Source organism: Rhizobium sp. Nf11,1, assembly GCF_050587665.1.
In the GTDB taxonomy this organism is placed as follows: Bacteria; Pseudomonadota; Alphaproteobacteria; order Rhizobiales; family Rhizobiaceae; genus Rhizobium.
In genome coordinates, this window is record NZ_JBOBHU010000009.1 from 95,560 (window position 1) to 116,142 (window position 20,583).

The 20,583-nt window shown below is 59.4% G+C and carries 19 protein-coding genes and 1 pseudogene; 14 read left to right on the forward strand and 6 right to left on the reverse strand.

From position 1 onward, the window contains the following. Positions 1–26: 26 nt before the first annotated feature. Positions 27–737 (forward strand): FadR/GntR family transcriptional regulator, encoded by a 711-nt coding sequence (locus ACQ7C1_RS15425; protein WP_430958898.1) that lies wholly within the window; start codon positions 27–29, stop codon positions 735–737. 57 nt (positions 738–794) lie between these two features. Then, on the forward strand, positions 795–1,502 hold the full coding sequence (locus tag ACQ7C1_RS15430; protein ID WP_430958899.1) for a FadR/GntR family transcriptional regulator: 708 nt from the start codon (positions 795–797) through the stop codon (positions 1,500–1,502). Between the two features lie 38 nt (positions 1,503–1,540). Here the strand turns inward: ACQ7C1_RS15430 and ACQ7C1_RS15435 are convergent, their stop codons facing one another. Further along, positions 1,541–2,275 (reverse strand): SDR family oxidoreductase, encoded by a 735-nt coding sequence (locus ACQ7C1_RS15435; protein WP_430958900.1) that lies wholly within the window; start codon positions 2,273–2,275, stop codon positions 1,541–1,543. Positions 2,276–2,340: 65 nt separating this feature from the next. Here ACQ7C1_RS15435 and ACQ7C1_RS15440 point away from each other — a divergent pair, with 65 nt between their 5' ends. The 4 genes from ACQ7C1_RS15440 (at position 2,341) to aspA (ending at position 7,652) form a co-directional block, all read left to right on the forward strand. Next, a complete protein-coding gene (locus ACQ7C1_RS15440; protein ID WP_430958901.1) occupies positions 2,341–3,261 on the forward strand; it encodes an AraC family transcriptional regulator in 921 nt (306 codons plus the stop codon). A gap of 225 nt (positions 3,262–3,486) precedes the next feature. Beyond that, positions 3,487–4,959 (forward strand): amino acid permease, encoded by a 1,473-nt coding sequence (locus ACQ7C1_RS15445; RefSeq protein WP_430958902.1) that lies wholly within the window; start codon positions 3,487–3,489, stop codon positions 4,957–4,959. Positions 4,960–5,024: 65 nt separating this feature from the next. After that, the gene (locus tag ACQ7C1_RS15450; RefSeq protein ID WP_430958903.1) at positions 5,025–6,119 is read left to right on the forward strand and encodes an asparaginase; all 1,095 of its coding nucleotides are present in this window, start codon (positions 5,025–5,027) and stop codon (positions 6,117–6,119) included. Positions 6,120–6,224: 105 nt separating this feature from the next. Continuing rightward, positions 6,225–7,652 carry an aspartate ammonia-lyase gene (aspA, locus tag ACQ7C1_RS15455; protein ID WP_430958904.1) on the forward strand — a complete coding sequence of 476 codons (1,428 nt, stop codon included), beginning with the start codon at positions 6,225–6,227 and terminating at the stop codon, positions 7,650–7,652. 86 nt (positions 7,653–7,738) lie between these two features. On the opposite strand, the gene ACQ7C1_RS15460 is transcribed toward aspA, so the two are convergent. Then, positions 7,739–8,668, reverse strand: coding sequence for a TauD/TfdA dioxygenase family protein (locus ACQ7C1_RS15460; RefSeq protein ID WP_430958905.1), 930 nt, complete (start codon positions 8,666–8,668; stop codon positions 7,739–7,741). 301 nt (positions 8,669–8,969) lie between these two features. Here ACQ7C1_RS15460 and ACQ7C1_RS15465 point away from each other — a divergent pair, with 301 nt between their 5' ends. Next, a complete protein-coding gene (locus ACQ7C1_RS15465; RefSeq protein ID WP_088674573.1) occupies positions 8,970–9,377 on the forward strand; it encodes a carboxymuconolactone decarboxylase family protein in 408 nt (135 codons plus the stop codon). A 158-nt stretch (positions 9,378–9,535) separates the two neighbouring features. Then, positions 9,536–9,868, forward strand: a complete 333-nt coding sequence (locus ACQ7C1_RS15470; RefSeq protein WP_097600749.1) for a GYD domain-containing protein — start codon at positions 9,536–9,538, stop codon at positions 9,866–9,868. Between the two features lie 322 nt (positions 9,869–10,190). Here the strand turns inward: ACQ7C1_RS15470 and ACQ7C1_RS15475 are convergent, their stop codons facing one another. Then, a complete protein-coding gene (locus ACQ7C1_RS15475) occupies positions 10,191–11,330 on the reverse strand; it encodes a helix-turn-helix domain-containing protein (RefSeq protein WP_430958906.1) in 1,140 nt (379 codons plus the stop codon). Positions 11,331–11,928: 598 nt separating this feature from the next. Between ACQ7C1_RS15475 and ACQ7C1_RS15480 the strand changes: the two genes are divergently transcribed. The 3 genes and pseudogenes from ACQ7C1_RS15480 to ACQ7C1_RS15490 all read left to right on the forward strand — a co-directional run bounded on the left by ACQ7C1_RS15480 (position 11,929) and on the right by ACQ7C1_RS15490 (position 15,756). Then, entirely contained in the window at positions 11,929–12,129 is a 201-nt protein-coding gene (locus tag ACQ7C1_RS15480; protein ID WP_221156573.1) for a hypothetical protein, read from the forward strand. Positions 12,130–12,548: 419 nt separating this feature from the next. Then, positions 12,549–13,781 (forward strand): HlyD family secretion protein, encoded by a 1,233-nt coding sequence (locus tag ACQ7C1_RS15485; RefSeq protein WP_221156517.1) that lies wholly within the window; start codon positions 12,549–12,551, stop codon positions 13,779–13,781. Further along, positions 13,763–15,756 (forward strand): annotated as a pseudogene (locus tag ACQ7C1_RS15490) (glycosyltransferase). The gene ACQ7C1_RS15485 and the pseudogene ACQ7C1_RS15490 overlap by 19 nt, the downstream one beginning before the upstream one ends. Before the next feature lie 75 nt (positions 15,757–15,831). On the opposite strand, the gene ACQ7C1_RS15495 reads toward ACQ7C1_RS15490, so the two are convergent. Both ACQ7C1_RS15495 and ACQ7C1_RS15500 read right to left on the reverse strand, forming a co-directional pair. Next, on the reverse strand, positions 15,832–16,056 hold the full coding sequence (locus tag ACQ7C1_RS15495; protein ID WP_064695708.1) for a hypothetical protein: 225 nt from the start codon (positions 16,054–16,056) through the stop codon (positions 15,832–15,834). Positions 16,057–16,290: 234 nt separating this feature from the next. Continuing rightward, the gene (locus ACQ7C1_RS15500) at positions 16,291–17,124 is read right to left on the reverse strand and encodes a pirin family protein (protein ID WP_221156520.1); all 834 of its coding nucleotides are present in this window, start codon (positions 17,122–17,124) and stop codon (positions 16,291–16,293) included. A gap of 117 nt (positions 17,125–17,241) precedes the next feature. Here ACQ7C1_RS15500 and ACQ7C1_RS15505 point away from each other — a divergent pair, with 117 nt between their 5' ends. Together ACQ7C1_RS15505 and ACQ7C1_RS15510 are read left to right on the forward strand one after the other, a co-directional pair. Beyond that, entirely contained in the window at positions 17,242–17,727 is a 486-nt protein-coding gene (locus ACQ7C1_RS15505; RefSeq protein ID WP_221156522.1) for a DMT family transporter, read from the forward strand. Continuing rightward, positions 17,724–18,164 carry a DMT family transporter gene (locus tag ACQ7C1_RS15510; protein WP_221156524.1) on the forward strand — a complete coding sequence of 147 codons (441 nt, stop codon included), beginning with the start codon at positions 17,724–17,726 and terminating at the stop codon, positions 18,162–18,164. The genes ACQ7C1_RS15505 and ACQ7C1_RS15510 overlap by 4 nt, the downstream gene beginning before the upstream one ends. 57 nt (positions 18,165–18,221) lie before the next feature. Here ACQ7C1_RS15510 and yghX read toward each other — a convergent pair whose 3' ends face one another. Continuing rightward, the gene (gene yghX / locus ACQ7C1_RS15515; RefSeq protein ID WP_097601389.1) at positions 18,222–19,109 is read right to left on the reverse strand and encodes a YghX family hydrolase; all 888 of its coding nucleotides are present in this window, start codon (positions 19,107–19,109) and stop codon (positions 18,222–18,224) included. 303 nt (positions 19,110–19,412) lie between these two features. On the opposite strand from yghX, the gene ACQ7C1_RS15520 reads away from it, so the two are divergent. Next, positions 19,413–20,570, forward strand: coding sequence for a Gfo/Idh/MocA family protein (locus ACQ7C1_RS15520; protein ID WP_097601402.1), 1,158 nt, complete (start codon positions 19,413–19,415; stop codon positions 20,568–20,570). The last annotated feature ends 13 nt before the right edge of the window (positions 20,571–20,583 follow it).

A 20,583-nucleotide genomic window follows, 5' to 3' on the forward strand; every position in this document is an offset into this window, starting at 1 on the left:
CTCCGGTTAACACGCATCGTCCTTCGATGCGGGATATGGATTCATGGCTGTCGGAGAAGAACGAAATCAACCGAAGAAACGCTGCCGAAGCGGTCTTCGAAGATATCCGCACGGCCATTGTGGATCAGAAACTGCCGCTCGGAAGCCGTCTTCCCTCGGAGGTGCAACTGGCCGAACGCTACGGCATCAGCCGGGCGATCGTGCGTGAAGCGCTTCGCTCCCTGCAGACGCTGGGCTTCACGCAGACCAGGACCGGCCGCGGCACCTTCGTCGTTTCGGAAAGCCCCGCACGACAACTTGGCGGCGGTGCCTATTCCGCCCGCGATCTGATGGAGGCGCGCCCCTGCATCGAAATTCCGGCTGCCGGTTGGGCGGCATTGCGCCGTTCGGGCGAGCAGCTGGTCCGGCTGACATCCTTGTGCGACCGGATGAACGAGGAGGAGGATGTCCAGAAATGGGTGCGGATGGACGCGACCTTTCATGGAGAAATCGCGGAGGCTTCAGGCAATGCGATCTTCCGGAAAGTCGTCGCCGATGTTCGCGGCGCGCTCTCGACGCAATCCGAACTGGTCGAGCATGTTCGTGGACGGCGCAAAGCGTCCAATGCGGAGCACCGCCGAATTCTGGAGGCAATTGCCGCGGGCAGCGAGCAGGATGCGCGTGCGGCCATGGCGGAGCACCTGCTGGAGGTCAAGCGGTCCATCATTGGGTTGCCGATGACAGACGCGCAGCGTTGAAGGTGTAATTTCCAATTTGCGCCCGGATATCCCGCCCGGCCGATCGGATGCAAGGCGATGAACGATCTAGAAAACTGGCTGTCCAATCCAGCGACCCTTAGTCGCAAAAGCGCTTCGGAACTTGTGTTCGAGGAATTGCGCAGCCTCATCCTGTCAAGCCGTTTTGCTGCCGGCTCGAAGCTGCCGTCAGAAGCGAAGCTGGCGGCAAAATATGGCGTCAGCCGCCCGATCGTGCGTGAAGCACTGCGCTCGCTGCAGATTCTGGGGCTGACGGAGACACGAACGGGCAGCGGCACATACGTGCTAGCGGCTGCCGGCGACGGCGATATCAGTTACGGCGCTTATTCGGCGCGTGATCTGATGGAGGCCCGTCCCTACGTCGAAGTATCGGCCGCCGGCTGGGCGGCGCTGCGTCGAAGCGATGACGAGCTGTCCCGCTTGCTCGGCCTTTGCGACGAGATGGAGCATGAGGAAAATACCGAGGCCTGGGTGCGGCTGGACTCGGATTTTCATGGGCTGATCGCGGCGGCGTCGAAGAACGCCGTCTTCCGCGATATTGTCGACGAGGTTCGGGAGGCCATGGCGCAGCAATCCGGTCTGCTGACGGTCCTCGGGCCGCGGCGGCAGGAATCGAACGACGAGCATCGCGCCATCGTCGAAGCCATCCGCGCAGGCGCGGAGGTCGACGCCCGGACCGCGATGGACATCCATCTTAAAAAGGTGGAGATGGCCGTCAGCCGGCTCATCGGCAGCGAGACGCGCTAGATCCTGTCTGTCGAGAGATCACCGCGGAATCCCGACGGTTAGTCCTGTGCGGTTGGCCGAACCACGATGCTTCCGATTTCGACGTCAGCCGGCTGGTCGATGGCGAAGGCGATTGCGCGCGCAATGGAATCGGCAGGAATTGCAATTCTGTCCGACCATGCTCTAAGGCGCGCCTGTTCGGCCTCGTCCCCCACCGTCGTCAGGAATTCCGTTTGGATCGCCCCCGGTGAGATCTCCGTCACCCGGATATTCGGTCCGGACTCCTGCCGTAACGCTTCCATGATCGTGCGTACCGCATTCTTACTGGCAGCGTAGACGCCCATCTTCGGCAGGATTCGGAGCCCTGCGGTCGAAACGACAGTGATGACATGGCCGCTCTGCTGCTTGCCGAACACCGGCAGCGCCGCGGCGATCCCATAAAGGACCCCCTTCACGTTGATGTCGATCGTCTCGTCCCATTCATCTACCTGCAGGGCGTCGAAACGCGACAGCGGGCCAATGCCGGCGTTGTTCACGACGACGTCGAGCCGGCCAAATTCGCTGCAAGCCAAGTTGACGAGCGCGGTGAGGTCCTCTCGCTTGGTGACATCCGTGCTCCGATATGCGCAACCGCCGCCAATGGCCTTGATATCCGCGGCCACAGACGCGATCCGATCTTCCCTTCGTCCGCCCAACACGACACGAGCGCCCCGTTCGGCCAAGTGGAGGGCGGTGGCGCGACCCATTCCGCTGCCCGCGCCGGTAATGACGACAACTTTGTTTTCGATAGTCATGGCTTGGTCTCCTTTTCGAATTAAAGGTAGTCGACCTCACTTGGATGATCTATGCTCGGAAGGCCATGAATATGTCGCGATCGTCCATGAATCATTCAGATCCGCTTTCTGATGTGCTCACCACTCTCGGTGCGCGCAGCGGCGGTAGAACTCGTTTGGAAGCCAGTGGCGACTGGAGCCTGTCTTTCGCGGAAAAGGAAAGATTGAAGCTCGTGGCCGTCCTGCGCGGGAAATGTTGGATTCTCTTGCCTGACCACCCCCCGCAGCAGTTGACCGAAGGCGACGTGTTCCTGATCGGCGGCGGAGCCTATGGGGTGGCAAGCAACCCGGACCTGACACCGATCGATGGTGCGGCCTTGTACGCGCAATCCGGCCGCGACATCGTCCGTCTTGGTGGCGACGAGACGGTCCTGATCGGCGGCAGCATCACGTTCGCAAGTGCCGAGGCCAACTTCGTTCTCGACGCGCTTCCGCGTTTCCTGCGCATCGGAGGCGCGTCAGGCGCGGCTACGGCAGTGTCCCGGACATTGGAGCTTCTCGATGGCGAAGTCGGACGGGACCGCATTGGCGGTTCTCTGGTCACGACAAGGCTGGCGGAGGTTTTGTTCGTGGAGGCGATCCGTGCCTATGTCGCCGAGCAGGGCGACGCCTGCATCGGCTGGATCGGTGCGCTGGCGGATCGTCAGATTGGAGAAGCGCTCCGTGTTATCCACGGTGAAACAAAGCGCCCGTGGACTGTTGCGAGCTTGGCGGCGAGGGTTGGCATGTCTCGATCGGCGTTCTCGGCCCGTTTCGCGCGCCGCGTGGGCAAGCCGCCGCTAGAGTATCTCACGGATTGGAGAATGCTTTTGGCGAGGCAATGGCTGAGCGAGCCCGAGGCTGATATCGCGCGCATTGCAAGTGAAGTCGGCTATCTCTCTCAGAGCGCTTTCGGACACGCTTTCAAACGCACCTTTGGTCATACTCCCCGGTCACAAGGTCGGTGAACAACGAGTTCTTCCATATCGCGAAATGGGGGTATCGGATCAACCCGGCATCCAGCTGCCTGTGACGAACCGGCGTCCATATATGCACAACATCGCACGAAAGACCCTTGACCGAGCGGCGTCTCTTCATCTATTTCAAACCTGTCAGACCGCATGGCAGATTGACATCTTTGACGCGACTGCGCGGAGGGGCGGCCGGGAGGTTGCCGAACCCAGGGAGGAGAAATGACAGTGATGGAATCCACCAGAACCGAGGCCGATGGCCAGATTTTCGCCGAGGAGGATCTCGGTTACAAAAAGGCACTGAAGCCGCGGCAGATCCAGATGATCGCCATCGGCGGAGCGATCGGCACCGGTCTGTTTCTGGGCGCGGGCGGGCGGCTTGCCGCTGCCGGTCCGGCGCTTGTGCTGGTCTATGCCTTGTGCGGCTTTTTCGCGTTCCTTGTTCTCCGGGCTCTCGGCGAACTGATCGTGCACCGCCCGACCTCCGGTTCGTTCGTTTCCTATGCCCGTGAATTCTACGGTGAAAAGCTCGCCTTTGCGGTCGGCTGGCTCTACTGGCTGACCTGGGCGATGACGGCGGTCGCCGATGTCACCGCCGTGGCTCTCTACATGAATTTCTTCAAGGCCTACGTCCCATGGATCGCCATGATCGATCAGTGGGTCTTTGCGCTGGCGGCGCTGGTTCTCGTTCTCGCCATGAACCTTCTGTCGGTGAAGGTGTTTGGCGAACTGGAATTCTGGTTCAGCCTCGTCAAGGTTCTCGCTTTGGTCGTCTTCCTGCTTGTCGGGGTCTACTTCGTTGTGACCGGCACGCCGATCGACGGCCACGCTCCAGGCCTCAATACGATTGTCGACTTCGGCGGCATGTTCCCGAACGGAATCCTGCCCGCGCTTGTGGTGATCCAGGGCGTGGTTTTCGCCTATGCCTCGATCGAGCTGATCGGCACCGCCGCGGGCGAAACCGAAAACGCGCGCAAGGTCATGCCGCGCGCGATCCGAACGGTCGTGCTGCGCCTGGTGGTCTTTTATGTGGGCTCGGTTCTGCTGCTGTCGCTGCTGCTGCCCTATACCGCCTATAAGGGCGGCGAGAGCCCGTTCGTCACCTTCTTCGGCAAGATCGGCGTTGAAGGCGCCGACGTCGTCATGAACCTCGTCGTGCTCACCGCCGTCTTGTCGTCGCTCAATGCCGGCCTTTATTCGACCGGCCGCATCCTGCATTCCATGGCGATTTCGGGCTCGGCGCCGGCCGCGCTGGCGAAGATGAACAGATCCGGCGTGCCCTATGGCGGCATTGCGGTGACGGCTGTCGTGACCGCCTTCGGCGTCGTGCTGAACGCCGTCGTTCCGGCAGAAGCGTTCGAGATCGGACTGAATGTCGCCGCGCTCGGCATCATCGCGGCATGGGGAGTCATTGTTCTGTGCCAGCTTAAGCTGTGGCACCTGTCGCGTCAGGGCAAGCTGGTGCGGCCCGAATTCCGGATGTTCGGCGCGCCCTATACCGGCGTGCTGACGCTCGGCTTCCTAACGGTCGTCGTGATCCTGATGGCGCTGGATTATCCGGTCGGCACCTACACGGTCGCGTCGCTGCTGCTGATCATTCCGGCGCTGGTGGTCGGCTGGCTTCTGATGCGGGAGCGCATCCACATGATCGCGGCCGAACAAGGCGACGATCGCGGCGGTTTCGATCTGGCCTGACCGGCGCGACAGCAAGGCTTGCCCCGGCGCCAAATGCCGCCGGGGCCGCTTCAATGGAGAGAGAAATGATCCCGAGTGAGGATTTCGTCGTCACCGACCGTGGCGGCATCGTCGAGAACCGCCATCGCGTCCATGCGGCGGTCGTTGATGCAGAAGGCCGGCTGCTTTATGCGCTGGGAAACCCGACGCGCCTGACGCTTGCCCGGTCTGCCGCCAAGCCGGCCCAGGCGCTCGCCATCCTGGAGACGAGTGGGATCGAGCGTTACGGCTTCGATGATGCGGATCTCGCGCTAATGTGCGCTTCGCACAGCAGCGAAGAGCTGCATATCGCGCACACGCGGACCATGCTGGCGAAGATCCGGGCAGAAGAGGCCGATCTTCGCTGTGGCGGCCATCCTTCCTTGTCCGAAACCGTAAATCGCGCCTGGATCAGGCAAGACTATACGCCGACGGCGGTCTGCAGCAACTGTTCGGGAAAACACGTTGGAATGATTGCAGGCGCCCGGGCCATCGGCGCGGGCGTCGAAGACTATCACCTGCCGGATCATCCGATGCAGGTGCTCGTGAAGCGTACAGTCGCTGAACTATGCGATCTTGATCCGCAGGACGTCGAATGGGGGATCGACGGATGCAATCTGCCGACGCCCGCTTTTCCGTTGGATCGCCTGGCGCGCCTCTACGCCAAGCTTGCTTCGGCAGCAGATCGGGGCGAGGGGCAGGAGGGTTTGTCGAGGCGAGACGCAGCACTCGCTCGCATTTTCCAGTCGATGGCGCGCCACCCCGCAATGGTCGCGGGCGAGGGGCGTTACTGCACAGTACTGATGCGCGCGTTCAACGGCGCGCTGATCGGTAAGCTCGGCGCCGATGCCAGCTATGCAATCGGTGTGCGCGCCTCGGATGACACCAGGCGATTGGGGGCGGATGGGGCGCTCGGCATTTCGGTCAAGGTCGAGGATGGCAACATCGAAATCCTCTACGCGGTTGTGACGGAAATCCTCGATCAGCTCGGCATCGGTTCGCCCGAACTCCGCCGAGAGCTTGCAACGTTCCATCGTCCCAAGCGGGTGAACACCATGGGTGTTTCCACTGGTGGCGTGTCCTTTCCGTTCAGGCTGCGCATATCGGAGCCGGAGGGGAGTAGTCCAGTCCTGCAGCTTTGATACAATGACGCTTCCGGACGCGGCAATTCTGCCGCGCCTAACCGATCATCTCTCCGGCCTGCCGCCGCAGTTCAGATCCGCAGCGCCGCTTTCGAAAGTCCAGCCATGACTATCTCCACTATTGCGAATATCCGCGTCGAGCATGACCTGATCGGCGAGCGCGAGGTGCCGGCCTCGGCCTATTACGGCGTGCATACGCTGCGTGCGGTCGAGAATTTTCCGATCACCGGTCAGACCCTGCGGGAATCGGCGGACCTGATTGCGTCGCTCGCTGCGATCAAGCAGGCGGCGGCCCAGGCCAATGCAAGCCTCGGCCTTCTGGACAGGGCGCGCGCCGACGCCATTATTGCGGCCTGTATCGAGATCCGCGACGGTGCACTGCACGACCACTTCGTTGTCGATCTGATCCAGGGCGGCGCCGGCACCTCGACCAACATGAACGCCAACGAGGTGATTGCCAACCGGGCGCTTGAAATCATGGGATATGGGCGAGGGGATTATCAGCACCTGCACCCGAACGAACATGTCAATCTGTCGCAATCCACCAACGACGTCTATCCTACGGCCCTGAAGCTCGCTGCATGGATCGGCGTTCATCGTCTCGTCGACGCCATGGCGATTCTGCGGCGATCGTTCGAGGCCAAGGCGATCGAGTTTGCCGACGTCCTCAAGATGGGCCGCACCCAGTTGCAAGACGCCGTGCCGATGACGCTGGGGCAGGAATTCGGAACCTATGCGCTGATGCTGGCAGAGGACGAGGCGCGCCTCTTAGAAGCCGTCTCGCTGATCCGCGAAATCAATCTTGGCGCCACGGCCATCGGCACCGGCATCACGGCCCACCCGCAATATGCAGCGCTGGTGCGCGAGCGCCTGTCTGAGATCGTCGGCGTCGACCTGGTGACGTCGCCGGATCTGGTGGAGGCGACGCAGGATTGCGGATCGTTCGTGCAGCTGTCAGGCGTCCTCAAGCGCGTCGCGGTCAAGCTGTCCAAAACATGCAACGACCTGCGGCTTCTGTCTTCGGGGCCGCGCGCCGGGCTGAACGAGATCAACCTGCCGGCGCGCCAGGCGGGTTCGTCGATCATGCCGGGCAAGGTCAACCCGGTCATCCCGGAAGTCGTCAACCAGGTGGCTTTCGAGGTGATCGGCAATGACGTGACGATCACCATGGCGGCCGAGGCGGGCCAGCTCCAGTTGAATGCTTTCGAGCCGGTGATCTTCTACAGCCTCTACCGCAGTCTCAGCCACCTGACCAATGCCTGCCTGACGCTCGAGGCCAACTGCATTCAAGGCATCACCGCCAACCGTGACCGGCTGCGCCAGACAGTCGAGCAGTCGATCGGCATCGTGACGGCGTTGAACCCCTATATCGGCTATCGCAATGCCACGGAGGTCGCGCTGGAAGCACATCATTCGGGGCGGGGAGTCTATGAAATCCTTCTCGAACGCGGCCTGATGCAGAAGGAGCATCTAGATGCAGTTCTGCGTCCGGAAACGCTGACGCGGCCAAGTGAGAAGCTTTCCTTCTCATAAGGCATGCGGCTCATTTTGCCCTTGCGAAGACCGGCCGATGAAGCTCTGGTCGCTTCATGGGCCGGGCAACACTCATTTGTGCGCGGTCACGCCGCCTTTGCTTGCGGCTTGGCAGCCTTGACATGCGTTATGCTGCGGCGGCCGTCGATGCTGACGGGAACATCGCCATCGACCGTGGCGCGGCGCACGACGCGGTGCTGGTCGCCATAGTCGTTGACGGCATAGTGCTGGGTGGCGCGATTGTCCCAGATCGCCACATCCCCGGCTCTCCAGCGCCAGCGCACGGTATTTTCCGGGGCGGTGACGTAGGACTGGAACACCTCGTAGAGTTTTACGGAGTCGCTCTTCGACAGGCCGACAAGGCGCTGAACGAAGTTTCCTAGGAGCAGCGATCTTTCGCCGGTTTCCGGATGGACACGCACGACCGGATGCTCGGTTTCGTAGATCGTCGCGGTGAAAACTTCCTCGAAATGCTTCTTCTCTTCGGCGGTGGCGCGAGGGCGAACGGCGGCATAATCATAGGCATTGCTGTGAATGGCCCACAAACTGTCCGCCAGCAGTTTGAGCGGCGCCGGCAGGCTTTCATAGGCGGCATGGGTGTTGGACCAGATCGTGTCGCCGCCGGCTGCCGGGATGACGACACCGCGCAGGACGGAGAATTTGGGATAGGCGTCGACGAAGGTGACGTCGGTATGCCACTGGTCCGCCCTGCCGCCGCCGCGGCTGGAATCGAGATTGAGGATGGACGCCGTGCCGGCGACGGGTCCCTGGGTTGGATGCGGCACGAGATCGCCGAGCCGGCGTGCAAAGGCTTCCTGTTCGGAATCGTCAAGATGTCCCTGATCGCGGAAGAAGATCACCTTGTGTTTGAGCAGAAGCTGGTTGATGGCTGCCACCGTTGCGTCCGAAAGATCTCCGCCAAGACGAACACCTTTGATTTCGGCGCCGACGCGGCCGGTCAGCGGCACGACATCGGACTCGGGTATGATCTGATCGACGAGAACCGGATTGCTCATGAAAATCTCCTGTTGATGTTGGAAGAGTCGGCAGGTCACCTGCACCCGCAAAAGGATTCTTCGGGTGTTCGAAATCTCATCGCTGAAAGTCGACAGGTCTATGGAACCGTATAATCTATAAAATCTGTAGACAATAATTTCTAATTTTGCCTGTTTTCCTGAAACAGCCGTCTTCGATTTCCTCGCCGGGAGGGAGGCTGGCGGCCGCTGGCATTTCTTCGTATCTTCCGCCGGCAACATGGGCTCGCGGAGCAAACATCGTGCCCGAGGCGGTGTATCGGCAAACCCGAAAGGAAAATCGATGGCAACAGTCAAACTCCTGTCAGACCAAGAGGCCGCAGCCATTCCAGCCGTGCAAGCGGTGTTCGACGACATCAGGGCGACACGCAAGACCGATTTCATCAACAATTTCTGGCGTGCTCTTGCAAACGATCCGGCAAATCTCAAGCGGGTATGGGAGACGCTCAAATCGGTCATGACGGTCGAAGGCGCGATTGATCCGTTGACACGGGAGATGATCTACATCGCCGTGTCGACGGCCAATGCCTGCCAGTATTGCATTCAATCCCACACCGCAGCTGCCCGAGCCCGCGGCATGACCGATGCCCAACATGGCGAACTTCTGACGATCATCGGCCTTGCCGCGCAGACAAATCATCTCGCTCTCGCCATGCAGGTTCCCTCAGATCCGGAATTCGAAGTGCGGTAGGAAACGACGTTACAAATCAAGCACATGCAACCATGCGCGACAGGGCGCCCTACGCCGGGGTTTACTCCGGTTTACCTAATCGCGGTCAACGCCTGGATGTGAGATACTGAATATGCGGCAGATCGCCCGATCTGCCCGATTGTTGAGGAGGATGTCCTATGCCACTGTTCATAATCACAGGGTGCTATTCAGCCGCGGCAACAAAGGGAATGATCGCCGATCCATCGGACCGGGAAGCGGCGGCCCGTGCCATCATGGAAGCAGCAGGCGGGAAGCAGCATTCTTTCTACGTCACGACCGGCGAAACCGACTGGATGGTAATCGCAGAATTCCCCGACGGTGTTGACCTGATCCCCGCGCTTCTTGTCGTCGGCGCTTCGGGAGCAGTATCGAATATCAAAACCGTGCGAGCGTACACAGGTGCGGAATTCAAGGCCGCTCAAGAAAAGGCGGGCAAAATCGCATCTGCCTACAAAGCTCCGGCAAAATAAGCAGACCACTCGTTGAATTATCTTGGGCAGCGGATGTTCGATCCGCTGCCGGTTCGTTCCGGCATCGCCTGACAGGCGGAGAGGTCAGGCATTCGGGCAGGAGAGTCATGATCCAAAATTATTGGTGTCCAAGAGTGCTTGACCGAAGTCCAAAATCATCTGGCGACACTCAGAAACAGGACACTTCAACTTTGAACCCACCCCGGCTACAATCGAATCTGGCGTAATCGATCTTATGGAACTCGAGGGTGCCAAGTAAACGTCGCTGCCTAATTCTTTGAAAATATCCATTAATAGCAATGGCTTTTGGTACTTTCCGACATCAACGTGCGAACGTCAGCCAATCGCCGATCGTTGTCCCAACTCGCATGGCACGGGTTGCGGGGATTGCCGGGCGCTCAGTGGCTATGGTCTTTCGGACTTCACGCGGGCTGAGCCCGAATTCATGGCTGAACGCGCGCGTGAAATTGGCTGCAACGTCGAAGCCGGCGGCCTCGGCAATCTCCGAGATCGGCCTGTTGTCGGTCGGATTGGTAAGATCCGCATAGGCCTGCAGCAAGCGACGTTTGCGAATGTAAGTGAAGACGCCCCCGCTCGTTTCGAACAATCGGTAGAGCCGGGTCCGCGAGATTCCCAGCGCTCGGCACATGACCTCAGGCGTCAAGCTATCTGAATGAAGATTGAGGTGAATATAGCGATGCGCCCGCTCCATCAGCCCCATATTGGTCTGTTCCTGGCCGCGGTCCGAACTTGTGGAGGATGCAGCGCATGCAACGACCATATCGCCGATCGTCCGTATGATCCGCGGCACCTCCTCCACCGTCAAGCTGCTCAGGTTCGTTTCCAGGCCGTTAATATAGCTGACCAGCAATTCAGCCAGGCTACCGGAGAAGGCGGTGTTGTTGGCGCTCTGCAGAAGAGTCGCATCACCGGTCAACAGTTCATAGGGCAGGAAGACGAGCACAGCAACTGAATCGGTCATCCGCCCGCGGTACGGATAACCAAGAGACCTGAAAAATATCTCACCCGGGCCGGTTTCCGTGACATGCCGATCGGCTTCGGTCCAGGCCCGGCCGCTGCGCAGTATGCCGACGTTCCAGTGATCAATTGGGCTCGATCGCAGCATCGCCTGATCGCGAATATAGCTGCACGCCTGCGCGCGCTGCTGAACGATGAGGATATCGCCGAGGTGCCAACCGGTCTGTTCCGCGAGGAAACCATCGCCCTCTGATTTTCCATCCGGCAGATGTACATCCATAAGGGGCGCCACATGTGATCGCCAGGCCTGGAACTGTTCTTTCTGTGGCAGTTCGTGCGTCGAAAATCGCAAGGGCACCAAGGCCGGTGGCACGTCCACCCGATGTTCTTTCTGGGAAGAAGGTTCGCGCGGCCAGCGCCGCCGCTCCAGGTGCGCCGGCCATTCCCGTCCCGCAGCCGGGTCATCTCCAGACTCCGCAACCATCCAATTCCTCCAGCGCATTAGCAGATCCGGGCTGTTGAAACTGAAGCAAACAACAGCCATCCGAGATTCGAATTGGCTAAAGCTCTACGTGCATAAGCTACTTATCATATTCCTCTGCGAGCAGAAATGGACGGACCGATAATTTTCTGGATGCTGCGATAACGACAAGCGCATCCCGTTCATATATCTAAATAAGCAATGGTTAATTCCGAAGGAAGTTCGGAAATTCCAAATACTTAGCTGCCGGTGCGATAGCCCCGACAACGCAAAACGACACTTGTTCAAAACAAAACACGCCAACATGGGAGGATAGGCCGTGAACTATCGGAGAAGTAGTTGTGCTCGCCTTGCGCAAGCAATGGCTCTCAACAGGAATCAATCCAAAGGTGAGCCAGGAAAATTGTGTCGCCAGTCGTTCAGACTGATACGAGGCGCTCCTGAGGCCGACATCGGCAAATAACGGCGCGCGAGGGGTTGCGCGCAGCCGAGGCCATACATGTCGATGCGTAATGGCTCGAGGTCTGTACGCAACCCCTATCATATCCAACCACTGTCGAATTTCTTTGACGCTGCCCTTCATGTGGCAGAGGAGGCTAAGATGACTACCGCATGTGATGAGAACGTTATCCAATTGAAGCCAATTTCGACCTGCAGACGAGAAGTCGAAGTCGCAATGGTGGAAATGCTCGTCAGTTTGCAGAAACGTGGATGGTCGGCCGCGGAATTGGCTTTGACGCTCGCCGATGCCTCGGAAGATCTCGTCATGCTGATCGCGACCAAAGAACTTCGGCCGCATTAGAGCCGTTCCGGGCAAGGTGAGAAGCTGTTTCCTGAGTAAAGTGCGAAGCGCTTTTGCCGGGAACTGCGTAGATAATAAAGTTGGAGCGGTTCTGCGCTTTCGTGAAAAGCCAAACCGCTCCGCTATTTCTGTCTCAATGAGATGGCGGCCTCACCGGGCGCGGTAATTTCCATCATCCCCTATCCCTACGTTCTACCCATTACCCCCCTCTTCAGTCGCCGCGCCGGGCTTGACCACAGGCCGGCGCCACGCCTGCGTCGGTGGCATTTCGTTCAGAGCCGAACTGTTTCTGTCGCAGGTTTACGACCATCACTTGTCTATAAATTTCGATGCGCTAAAGGATGCAAGAATGAGTTGCATCCATCGGTGTCAGCGCGAGAGCGACGGATGGCTGCAGAGCGATACCTTCGGATGCCAACATGATCTGGAACCATCGCATCACACGCATCGTCGTCGGCCTGTTGCTGCTGGCACTGGTGACCGTCGTCTCATTGCCGACGATTACCGGCTTTACCAGCCTTGATGGCACGGTCAATGCCCGGTTTGCTGTCGTCAATGCCCCAATCGACGGCACGATTGCGGAAGAACCCCTCAAGGTCGGCAGCCCGGTCAAAGCGGGACAATCCCTCGCAGAAATCAGAAATACACGCGTTAATCGCGCAATTCTTGCTTCGCTCGAGGCAGATCGGAACACGGCGCTCGACCGCGTCGCGGCACTTAAAAAGGAACGGGAGGAGCTCTCCGCCCTTCGCGAGGAATTGTCTGCAAGATTGGAAGTCTACAGGCAGACAACTATTGCCAATCTCGAACGCGAAGTCGAAATCCTGCGGAAAAAGGTCGAAGTGTCGCAGGCCCAGGATCTTGTCGCACAGGTCGACCTGAACCGCCGGATGGAGCTCGAGTCAAAAGGTATTCTTACGCAGAAGCTGGTCGAAGTCGCGCGAGCCGCCGGAGCTGCGACCGGCGGCGAGGTCGAAATCAGCAATCTGACTGTCGATCAACTGGAACAAAGGCTCAATGCGGTCCGCCAGGGTATCTTTGTTTTCGGCGACGGGCAGAATGACGTGCCTTATTCGCGGCAGCGCGAGGACGAGGTTGTCGTTCGCATCAACGACTTGAATTCGCGCATAGCGGAGAATGAGACACGAGCGACAGAAGTTCAAAAACAGCTCGTCAAAGAGGCAAGCCGCGTTAGCAGCCTTGAATCCGCAACGGCAATAGCGCCGTTCGACGGCGTCGTTTGGACCAGAAGTATCGTCAACGGTTCCAACGTCGTGCTGAACGACGAGCTGATGCGCCTTCTCGACTGTCGGGAGCTGTTTGTGGATATTCTTGTTCCCGAGGTCAACTATGACGAAATCTATCCCGGACTTGTCGCTCAGGTGCGCTTGTTCGGCCGCAGCGATGTCTTCAATGGTACGGTCATCTCCGTCAGAGGCAGTTCGGCTTCGGTTGAGGCCGATTCCTTTGCTGCCAGCTTGCCGCCGTCGACACAGCGCAATGCCCGCATTCGGGTTCGCCTCGATCCATCCTTCATGAATGATGACTTTGCGAACTCCTGCCAGGTGGGGCGGACAGTACAGGTACGGTTTTCCAAACACGGCATCGACGTGTCCAACTGGGTAAAAAGCCTGTGGTTCAGTATCTTCTAGCGCTGGTTCCGACCTTTCTCGTTTCGGCCTTCTTTTTCCTCGGGCCGTTCAATTGGTCGCGGCATCACACCTGGACACGAGCGGTGACCTGCGCGTTTGTCGCAGCATTCGCATTGCGATACATGTACTGGCGCTTGACCGAGACGGTGCTTCCCTATCCCAGCGACGGTGCGAATTTCTACTGGGTGGATCCTCTTCTTCGTCGAGATTCTGGCGTGCGTCGAAGTTATCCTTTTTCTGGTATTGATGAGCCGCTATGTCGACCGGTAGCGCGGAAGCGGACAGGCTGGGTCGTGTTTTCTTCGCGCGCGACAAGCGTGAGCTGCCTACTGTCGACGTTTTCATCCCGACCTATAACGAGCCGCTCGACGTGCTCGAGCGAACCATCATCGGCGCCCGCGCGCTGGATTATCCTGCCGACAAATTGACGGTGTATGTGCTCGACGATCAACGCCGGGATTGGCTGAAGACCTATTGCGAGGAGAAGAACGTCATCCACGTCACGCGCGGCGACAACAGCCATGCCAAGGCCGGCAATATGAACAATGGGCTGAAGGTCAGCTCGGGCGAATTCATTGCGATCTTCGACGCCGATTTTGTTCCCTATCGACATTTCCTTCGCCGGACGCTGCCGTTCTTTTCCGATGAAAGCATCGGCATCGTCCAGACACCCCAACATTTCTTCAATGTCGATCCGGTCCAGTCGAACCTGGGCCTGGAGAATATCTGGCCGGACGAGCAGCGCTTGTTTTTCGACGAGATCGCGCCCAGCCGAGACGCCTGGGACGTCAGTTTCTGCTGCGGGTCATGCTCGATTGCCCGCCGCAAGGCCGTCGACGCAATAGGCGGTTTTCCGACGGAGTCGATCACAGAAGACCTGCTGACCACTCTTTCGATGCTCAACAAAGGCTACAAGACCCGCTACCTGAACGAGCGGCTATCGATGGGACTGGCCGCCGAGAACCTGACCGGTTATTTTGTCCAGCGCGAACGCTGGTGTCAGGGGGGTATTCAAACCCTTTACCTGTACAATGGCCCGCTGCGCGGCCCGGGATTGACGCTCTTTCAACGGATCATGTTCCTGCCCGCGTCATGGCTGGTGCAGTATCTGGTCCGCTTCGCGATATTGCTCGTCCCCATCGTCTATCTCTGGTTTGGCCTGGTCCCGCTCTATTTCACTGATATAGCCGCGTATGTGTCTCATCAGGTGCCGCTGCTGGCGGCCTATTTTCTGCTCATGCTGTGGATCACGCCGACGCGCTATCTGCCTGTGGTTTCCAGCGCTGTCGGGACCTTTGCGACATTCCGCATGTTGCCGACCGTGGTCTCCAGCCTGGTGAGACCATTCGGCAAGCCTTTCAGGGTGACGCCGAAGGGCAGTGGCAACGAGGCGAACCAGTTCGACCGCTACAGTTTCGCCTGGATCGCAAGCATGATCACGATCACCGTGGTTGGCCTGCTGGTCAACGTCGTACCGGAAACGTCGCATGTACAAGGCCAGTTTTCGCCGGTCGCGGCCTGGTGGTCAGGGATCAATATCGTCGTCCTGCTCATCGCGTCACTCATCTGCTTTGAGAAACCTCGGCGCCTGTTCCATGCGTTCAAGCTCGATGAACCCGCTATCGTCGACGATGTCCCCGGTCAAGTCGTCAGTCTGGCACTGGACAAGGCGGTCGTTGCAGTCCCCACCATGGCCCGGTTGCAATCCAAATCGGTGATGCTGAAACTCTCCGGCTTCGCCCCAATCAAAGCCGAGCTCGGTCAGGTCACTCAACGGCGAAGAAGCGTAAGTCGCGGCGGCGACAAGCAAGCCTATTACCTGCACCTTTATTTCGAACTCAGCGGCTCTGCCCGCGACAGCATGATTGTAAAACTCTACACCGGCCGATATTCGCGGGACATTCGCGACATCGACAAGGTTGCCGTCTCTCTTAATCTGCTGTTGCGCTCATTCGGGCGGACGCGCACGTTGTAGCCCGGCTCGGGAGCGAAGTTGTCGCGTCTTCGACGAAGTTGTCCCGCCATGGCCGGAGTCGTCACTCTTCGCGAACTACTGGCCAGATCGTTCGTCGAGGATGGACAGCGCGTCCTGCAGTCTGAGCGCCGCCAGCGCTTCCGTTGCCTCGTCCGGAGACCATCCTGCTTCGAGCGCCGCAGAGAGAACCAGCGATTCCGTTTGCAGTTCGAGCTTCTCATACAGCGGCTCGATGGCTTCGCGTGCGGTGACGACGTGCTGATCGGGCGGAGTAATGGGCGTCGCGGCAACCGTAGGCATGATGCTCCTCCTTTTAAACGCTAAGGTTCGAAACCCAATTGCAGGCATGCTTGTTCCGTTCACAATCGCATTTTTAGCCGGATCAAGGCTGACGGAAACTGTCCGCAGCTCTGGACGATCTTAATTTCGCCCGTCCTCGGCATCTCTGGGCTGTCAGCGAAATCTTCGCTGGATGTGAACGAACGGACAGGCTACCGCACAATTGCCGAAAGCGGAAGCGACTTGCGGTAATCACTATTGCCGCAGAAGCGCGCCTAGTGAAGACCGTCGCCACATCTGCCGAAATTTCCTCCATTTCAGAAGCACCCTGATGACGAGGGCCGACGGTATGTCTTTATGGTCGCCGACGGTCCCCTGCTTGGCGACCGGTGCGTTTGCATAGAGGAGAAACGCGATCAGCGTGGCTGGATCCTTGGCCTCAAGGTCGAGCCGGTCATCCGACAGATGCAGTCCCTGCTGGCCTTCCATGAAGGTTTGACCATCTACGGTGATTGAGCCACGGAAGATATAGAAGTAGAGATCCCAGCCCTGCTTCCGCGGGAATTCCGCTCGCGCGCCTGCTTCCAACCGGATGTCGAAGATGTCGACGGCGCTGCGGACATAAAACGGCGTGCCTTCCCCTTCCGGGCCGACCAGGTGTCGCCAGACATTCGCCGCGACCATGGGGATCGCGCCGTATTGAATCTTCGGCGCCAGATCGGCCGCACGCGGACGAATGAGGATCTGCAGCATTCGCAGCGGCGGATCGGTCACCATCGTCTCCTCCGAGTGCCAGAAGCCTTTCCCGGCATTCATCACCATCAGATGATGGCGGTCGATCAGCAGCCAGCCTGTGGCCCGATCCTGGTGACGCATCACGCCGTCAGGCACCCAGGAGACGATCTCGTCGTTTCTGTGCTCGTGCATCGCGATCAGCCGGCCAGGGACCAGGATGGATTCGACGATCATAGCGAGAGGGCCGTGGCCATGGTCCGTCGGCTTCGGCTTCAACCATCCCGGCATATTGATGTGCGCGACAAAACCGCCAGCATCCCGCACCAGGAATGTCCGTTCGCCTTTGAGCAGCATCGCGTCCTCCGTGCCGCCAGGCTATGACGACACCACGTCTTGCTGAAGATGCCGATGAATGGCCTTAGTGGCAATTTGAAAACATCAGCAGCAATCGATTCGCTGACGGAATCTCCAATGACCATCGAAGCCGCACGAAATCCGCATCCGATCTACTTTGCCGGTGCTTTCGCCACGGGTGGGCTCCTGACGTTCATGGTGCACCTCAATGGCGAGCTGGCACGCTACGGCAATCCGCTGTTTTCTTCCTGGACCGCTCATGGCACAGGCATTGTTGCCGCGGTCATTCTTCTCCTGCTGATCCGCCGGCGACGAACGCCAAAGCCCGAAAAGACGTTGAGAGCGCCTCTATGGGCCTATTTCGGCGGTATCTCCGGCGCGGCAACGGTTATGCTGACCTCGACCGCGGTCAACTCACCGCTCGGGCTCTCCGGCACCCTGGCTCTGGGCCTGGCAGGCCAGGTCGTCTTCAGCGTCGCGGCGGACAGTTGGGGACTGTTCGGCATGCGCAAGCGGCATCCCGATGCACGCGACATCACTGCGCTCGGCCTCGTCGTTGCGGGGGCGGCGCTCATCATATTGTTCGGGCGAGGTGCGGCGTGACGCTCTTCATTCTGCTTGCTTGCCTCGGCGGCGTGCTCGTCGGTCTCAGCCGTCAGCTCAATGGGCGGTTGAGCATCTCGACGACGCCGCTGATCGCATCCTTTTGGAATCACGCAGTCGGATTTGCCGTCCTCACCTGCCTCGGGTTCTTCGTCGGGGGCCTGCTTCCCGCGGGCGCCGCCGCGGCGCCCTGGTATGCCTATCTCGGCGGTCCGATCGGCGTTGTCTTCGTGGCGGCCGGCAGTTGGGCGATTGCGCGGATCGGCGCCGTCAATTCGGCTCTGCTGATCATCGGCGGGCAGATGGTAACGGGGGTGGCGTTTGATTATGTCAGCGGGGTCCCGGGATCATTCTGGGCGAACGCCGGCGGGATTGTTCTCATCATCGGCGGAATGATGCTCAGTCGGGGACGGCGCAAGGTCGACCGTTCGCGATAGCGGGACACGAGGCCTGGCGGCGGGAATGGCTCCCCGCCGCCTCACGCCACTGCATTTTCAGGCAAGGTATTTCGTAAACCAGTCGACCGTTCGCTGCCAGGCGAGCTTGGCCGCCGCCTCGTCGTAGCGCGGCGTGGTGTCATTATGAAAGCCGTGATTGACGTCGGGGTAGATATAAGCCTCGTAGGTTTTTCCCGCCGCTTTCAGCGCGGCTTCGTAGGCCGGCCAGCCTTCGTTGATCCCCTTGTCCAGCCCGGCATAGTGGAGAAGCAATGGCGCCTTGATCTTTGGCACGTCCTCGGCGCGCGGCTGCCGGCCATAAAAGGGCACGGCTGCGGCCAGTTCGGGATAGGCGACCGCCGCAGCGTTGGCGACGCCGCCGCCATAGCAGAAGCCTGTTATGCCGACCTTTCCGCTGGTGAGATCACCCTTCATCAGGAATTCGACCGCCGCGAAAAAGTCGTTCATCAGCTTTTCCGGATCGACTTTCTGCTGGAGCTCCCGCCCCTTCTCGTCATTGCCGGGATAACCGCCGACCGACGTCAGCCCATCCGGCGCCAGCGCGATGAAGCCGGCCTTTGCCACGCGCCGCGCCACATCCTCGATATAGGGGTTCAGGCCTCTATTCTCGTGAACGACGACCACGCCCGCAACCTTGCCGTCGGCCTTTGCGGGCCGCACGAGATAGCCGCGGACATCGCCGTTTCCTTTGGGAGAGGGATAGGTGATGTATTCGGCCGATATATCGGGATCGGTAGACTCGACCTGGGTCGCCAGCGCGTAGTTCGGGCTGAGCGACGCAAGAATGGCGGCTGCCGTCACCCCACCGACCGCAAACTTGGCGGCCCGGTCGAGAAACTCGCGCTTGGTGATTTTTCCATGCGCATAATAATCGTAAAGTTCGAGCAGTTCCTGCGGAAAGTCCTTGGCTGTCATGCGGGTCATGATGGCTCCTCCTTCGGGTATCGCCCATCCTACACACCCGGGCTCGCTACTCTTTTCAACATTTCGCGATTTTTGCGTGAGCTTGCCGGGTCCGCAACAATGACGTCAGCATTCCTGCTTTGAAGATGGCTCTTCCACCGGTTGCCTCCGCATTTTGGCGGTGGCAGCGCTTTGACGATCCTCGCCCGCGAATTATGAAAATCAATTTCATACTCGCGTCTTGCGCCCCGTTTTCTATTGACGCCCTTTGTTTTTTGTCCCAACTTAAAGAAAATAAATTACTTAATCGGGAACTTGATCGGCATGAAAGTGGGCATCATCGGGCTAGGATTCCGGCTCGGCTATCTCGGCTACGTCTTCAAAGCGATCGATAGCAGTTTCGATATCGTCGGCTACGTCGACCCCGATCCTGCCGGCCTTCCCGGTTTGACGGAAAAGGGCATTTCCGCCGGCAAGGCCTACGGCTCGCCGGAGGAGCTCCTCGCCTCCGAAAAGCTTGATCTGCTGATGATCGGCTCCCCCAATCACATGCATCTCGACCATATCAAACTCGGGCTGCAAGCCGGTCTCAAGGTCTTCTGCGAAAAGCCGATCGTCACGACCATCGCCGAAAGCATCGAGCTTGCCCATCTGATGGCGAAGTTCGGCCATGAGCGGCTGATGGTCGGTCTGGTGCTGCGTTACTCCCCTCTCTACAAGGATCTGCGCGCCATCCAGGCCGAGGGCAAGCTCGGCCAGATCGTGTCGATCGAGGCTTCCGAACATATCGAGCCCTATCACGGCGCTTTCTTCATGCGTGATTGGCGCCGCTACGAGCGCTATTCCGGCAGCTTCATGCTGGAGAAATGCTGCCACGATCTCGACCTTTATAATGGCGTCGTCGGCGCGCGGCCGGAGCGTGTCGCCAGTTTCGGCGGCCGCAAGAGCTTCACGCCGGCCAACGACCCGGCGCGCGAGGGCATCAACGATCTCGAGCTTTTCCACCGCAAGCCGAGCGGCTGGATGGGATCGGACAAGGTCTTCGACAGCGATGCCGATATCATCGATTATCAGGTGGCGATCGTCGAATATGAAAATGGCGTCGGCATGAACTTCCACACCAATCTGAACGTGCCTGACCAGTTCCGCCGTTTCGCCATCATGGGCTCGCGCGGCATGGCCGAGGGTGATTTCGTCCGCGGTTATCTCAATGTCCACGAACAGCTGACCGGCAACAAGGTGGTCGAGAACACCTATGCCGCTACCGAACTCTCCCAGCATTACGGCGCCGACGAACAGATGGCGAGCGACCTGCTCGAGAGCGTGCGCACCGGGCTCGAACTTCCCGTCTCCACGCTGAACGCGCTCGAAGCCGGCATTCTGGCTCTGGCGATGGACGAAGCGAGGATCAAGAAAACGGTCGTCGACTTGCGTCCTGTTTGGGACCGCTTCGACGAAGCCCTTCACGCCAGAGCGGCTTGAGGAAGACGGCAAG

Coding starts and splice junctions, on each gene's coding strand:
- ACQ7C1_RS15425 (WP_430958898.1), top strand. CDS start 27: ATGCGGGATATGGATTCATGGCTGTCGGAGAAGAACGAAATCAACCGA.
- ACQ7C1_RS15430 (WP_430958899.1), top strand. CDS start 795: ATGAACGATCTAGAAAACTGGCTGTCCAATCCAGCGACCCTTAGTCGC.
- ACQ7C1_RS15435 (WP_430958900.1), bottom strand. CDS start 2,275: ATGACTATCGAAAACAAAGTTGTCGTCATTACCGGCGCGGGCAGCGGA.
- ACQ7C1_RS15440 (WP_430958901.1), top strand. CDS start 2,341: ATGAATATGTCGCGATCGTCCATGAATCATTCAGATCCGCTTTCTGAT.
- ACQ7C1_RS15445 (WP_430958902.1), top strand. CDS start 3,487: ATGACAGTGATGGAATCCACCAGAACCGAGGCCGATGGCCAGATTTTC.
- ACQ7C1_RS15450 (WP_430958903.1), top strand. CDS start 5,025: ATGATCCCGAGTGAGGATTTCGTCGTCACCGACCGTGGCGGCATCGTC.
- aspA (WP_430958904.1), top strand. CDS start 6,225: ATGACTATCTCCACTATTGCGAATATCCGCGTCGAGCATGACCTGATC.
- ACQ7C1_RS15460 (WP_430958905.1), bottom strand. CDS start 8,668: ATGAGCAATCCGGTTCTCGTCGATCAGATCATACCCGAGTCCGATGTC.
- ACQ7C1_RS15465 (WP_088674573.1), top strand. CDS start 8,970: ATGGCAACAGTCAAACTCCTGTCAGACCAAGAGGCCGCAGCCATTCCA.
- ACQ7C1_RS15470 (WP_097600749.1), top strand. CDS start 9,536: ATGCCACTGTTCATAATCACAGGGTGCTATTCAGCCGCGGCAACAAAG.
- ACQ7C1_RS15475 (WP_430958906.1), bottom strand. CDS start 11,330: ATGGTTGCGGAGTCTGGAGATGACCCGGCTGCGGGACGGGAATGGCCG.
- ACQ7C1_RS15480 (WP_221156573.1), top strand. CDS start 11,929: ATGACTACCGCATGTGATGAGAACGTTATCCAATTGAAGCCAATTTCG.
- ACQ7C1_RS15485 (WP_221156517.1), top strand. CDS start 12,549: ATGATCTGGAACCATCGCATCACACGCATCGTCGTCGGCCTGTTGCTG.
- ACQ7C1_RS15495 (WP_064695708.1), bottom strand. CDS start 16,056: ATGCCTACGGTTGCCGCGACGCCCATTACTCCGCCCGATCAGCACGTC.
- ACQ7C1_RS15500 (WP_221156520.1), bottom strand. CDS start 17,124: ATGCTGCTCAAAGGCGAACGGACATTCCTGGTGCGGGATGCTGGCGGT.
- ACQ7C1_RS15505 (WP_221156522.1), top strand. CDS start 17,242: ATGACCATCGAAGCCGCACGAAATCCGCATCCGATCTACTTTGCCGGT.
- yghX (WP_097601389.1), bottom strand. CDS start 19,109: ATGACCCGCATGACAGCCAAGGACTTTCCGCAGGAACTGCTCGAACTT.
- ACQ7C1_RS15520 (WP_097601402.1), top strand. CDS start 19,413: ATGAAAGTGGGCATCATCGGGCTAGGATTCCGGCTCGGCTATCTCGGC.